This is a genomic window from Halodurantibacterium flavum (genome assembly GCF_042681825.1).
Classification (GTDB): Bacteria; Pseudomonadota; Alphaproteobacteria; order Rhodobacterales; family Rhodobacteraceae; genus Halodurantibacterium; species Halodurantibacterium flavum.
On the sequence record NZ_JBHUGH010000025.1, the window covers coordinates 2501 to 5847 of the forward strand.

The following is a 3347-nucleotide window of genomic DNA, read 5'->3' on the forward strand; positions in this document are numbered from 1 at the left end:
CGCTTGTGGATGGTGGCCGACGTTTCCTGTTCCTTTTGGGCAGGAAGCGGGAATGTACAAGCTTCTGAGCGGGAAGAGACTGTCTCTTTCTGGCTCGGATCAAGCGCGATAAGGGCGTTTGGTGGATGCCTTGGCAGTAAGAGGCGATGAAGGACGCGATACCCTGCGATAAGCCATGGGGAGCCGGGAATAGGCTTTGATCCATGGATTTCCGAATGGGGAAACCCACCTGATTATGCTTTGTTGTCCTAGCTCTCCGATATCTGAGGACATTGTCTTCGGGATCGGAGGGCGGGCTCATCAAGGTGTAAAGACAGGTACTTTTGGCCTGAATATATAGGGTTAAAAGGGCGAACCCGGGGAACTGAAACATCTAAGTACCCGGAGGAAAGGAAATCAAGAGAGACTCCGTTAGTAGTGGCGAGCGAACGCGGACCAGCCGAGCCCTGAGAGTGACCGGAACCGTCTGGAAAGGCGGGCCATAGCGGGTGACAGCCCCGTACGGGAAGCTCAACGGGACGTATCAAGTAGGGCGGGACACGTGAAATCCTGTCCGAAGATCGGGGGACCACCCCCGAAGGCTAAGTACTCCTTACTGACCGATAGCGAACCAGTACCGTGAGGGAAAGGTGAAAAGCACCCCGACGAGGGGAGTGAAACAGTACCTGAAACCGGACGCCTACAAGCAGTCGGAGCCGCCCATGTTCTTCGGAACGGGCGCGGTGACGGCGTACCTTTTGTATAATGGGTCAACGACTTGGTCTCACGAGCAAGCTTAAGCCGTTAGGTGTAGGCGCAGCGAAAGCGAGTCTTAAATGGGCGCATGAGTTCGTGGGATCAGACCCGAAACCAAGTGATCTAGGCATGAGCAGGATGAAGGTACGGTAACACGTACTGGAGGTCCGAACCCACACCTGTTGAAAAAGGTCGGGATGACTTGTGCCTAGGGGTGAAAGGCCAATCAAACTTGGAGATAGCTGGTTCTCCGCGAAAGCTATTTAGGTAGCGCCTCGGACGAATACCTGCGGGGGTAGAGCACTGGATGGGTGATGGGGGCCCACAGCCTTACTGAGCCTAACCAAACTCCGAATACCGCAGAGTACTATCCGGGAGACAGACGGCGGGTGCTAACGTCCGTCGTCGAGAGGGAAACAACCCTGACCTGCAGCTAAGGCCCCAAATTCGTGGCTAAGTGGGAAAGCATGTGAGACGGCCAAAACAACCAGGAGGTTGGCTTAGAAGCAGCCATCCTTTAAAGATAGCGTAACAGCTCACTGGTCTAGACAAGCTGTCTTGCGGCGAAGATGTAACGGGGCTCAAGCCACGAGCCGAAGCTCAGGATGCACAGCTTGCTGTGCGTGGTAGCGGAGCGTTCCGTGATATAGCTCATCATCTGTATTATCGCCGGCTCGAACGGGTGCGAAGCACACAGCTTTGCGCTCAAGTAGCGAAGCGGTAGCGCAGATGGCGAGCTTACTGTGAAGCCGGGCCGTGAGGCATCCGGTGGAGTGATCGGAAGCGAGAATGTTGACATGAGTAGCGACAAACAGGGTGAGAGACCCTGTCGCCGAAAGTCCAAGGGTTCCTGCTTAAAGCTAATCTGAGCAGGGTAAGCCGGCCCCTAAGGCGAGGCCGAAAGGCGTAGTCGATGGGAACCAGGTTAATATTCCTGGGCCAGGAGATGGTGACGGATCCCGAGGGTAGTTCGATCTTAACGGATTGATCGGGCTGCTTAGGGGTTCCTGGAAATAGCCCTCCACGAAGACCGTACCCTAAACCGACACAGGTGGACTGGTAGAGAATACCAAGGCGCTTGAGAGAACCACATTTAAGGAACTCGGCAAAATACCTCCGTAAGTTCGCGAGAAGGAGGCCCGGTTTTTGCGCAAGCAGAGGCCGGGGGCACAAACCAGGGGGTGGCGACTGTTTACTAAAAACACAGGGCTCTGCGAAGTCGCAAGACGACGTATAGGGTCTGACGCCTGCCCGGTGCCGGAAGGTTAAAAGGAGGGGTGCAAGCTCCGAATTGAAGCCCCGGTAAACGGCGGCCGTAACTATAACGGTCCTAAGGTAGCGAAATTCCTTGTCGGGTAAGTTCCGACCTGCACGAATGGCGTAACGACTTCCCCGCTGTCTCAAATGTGGACTCAGCGAAATTGAACTGCCTGTCAAGATGCAGGCTTCCCGCGGTTAGACGGAAAGACCCCGTGCACCTTTACTACAGCTTCACACTGGCATCAGGCCAGGCATGTGCAGGATAGGTGGTGGGCTTTGAAACCGGGACGCCAGTTCCGGTGGAGCCTCCCTTGAGATACCACCCTTGCCTTGCTTGATGTCTAACCGCGGACCGTCATCCGGTTCCGGGACCCTGTGTGGCGGGTAGTTTGACTGGGGCGGTCGCCTCCCAAAGCGTAACGGAGGCGCGCGAAGGTTGGCTCAGAGCGGTCGGAAATCGCTCGTTGAGTGCAATGGCAGAAGCCAGCCTGACTGCAAGACTGACAAGTCGAGCAGAGACGAAAGTCGGCCATAGTGATCCGGTGGTCCCGAGTGGAAGGGCCATCGCTCAACGGATAAAAGGTACGCCGGGGATAACAGGCTGATGGTGCCCAAGAGTCCATATCGACGGCACCGTTTGGCACCTCGATGTCGGCTCATCTCATCCTGGGGCTGGAGCAGGTCCCAAGGGTATGGCTGTTCGCCATTTAAAGAGGTACGTGAGCTGGGTTTAGAACGTCGTGAGACAGTTCGGTCCCTATCTGCCGTGGGTGTAGGAGATTTGAGAAGAGTTGCCCCTAGTACGAGAGGACCGGGGTGAACGTTCCACTGGTGGACCAGTTGTCGTGCCAACGGCAGTGCTGGGTAGCTATGAACGGACAGGATAACCGCTGAAGGCATCTAAGCGGGAAGCCCCCTTCAAAACAAGATCTCCCTCGAGAGCCGTGGAAGACCACCACGTCGATAGGCCAGAGATGTAAGCGCAGCAATGCGCTCAGTTGACTGGTACTAATCGCTCGATAGGCTTGATCCGAGACAGAAAAAGACAGTCTCAATCAGAAGCAATAGACAAAACGGAAAACAACAACGCTGACTGTTTCTTCCTAGGTTTGGTGGTCATAGCGTGAGCAAAACACCCGATCCCATCCCGAACTCGGAAGTTAAGTGCCACCGCGCCAATGGTACTGCGTCAAAAGACGTGGGAGAGTAGGTCACCGCCAAACCCAGAAAGAAACAGAACATCTCTCTCACAAAAAAAACAACAAACAATACCAACGCGGGGTGGAGCAGCCCGGTAGCTCGTCAGGCTCATAACCTGAAGGTCGTAGGTTCAAATCCTACCCCCGCAACCA

The 3347-nt window shown here is 55.2% G+C and carries 1 tRNA gene and 2 rRNA genes; all 3 read left to right on the forward strand.

The features are described 5' to 3' along the window. Positions 1 to 97: 97 nt before the first annotated feature. Positions 98 to 3028 (forward strand): 23S ribosomal RNA (locus ACFSGJ_RS17255). A gap of 75 nt (positions 3029 to 3103) precedes the next feature. Then, positions 3104 to 3218 (forward strand): 5S ribosomal RNA (gene rrf / locus ACFSGJ_RS17260). A gap of 52 nt (positions 3219 to 3270) precedes the next feature. Continuing rightward, positions 3271 to 3347: transfer RNA gene (locus tag ACFSGJ_RS17265), tRNA-Met, on the forward strand.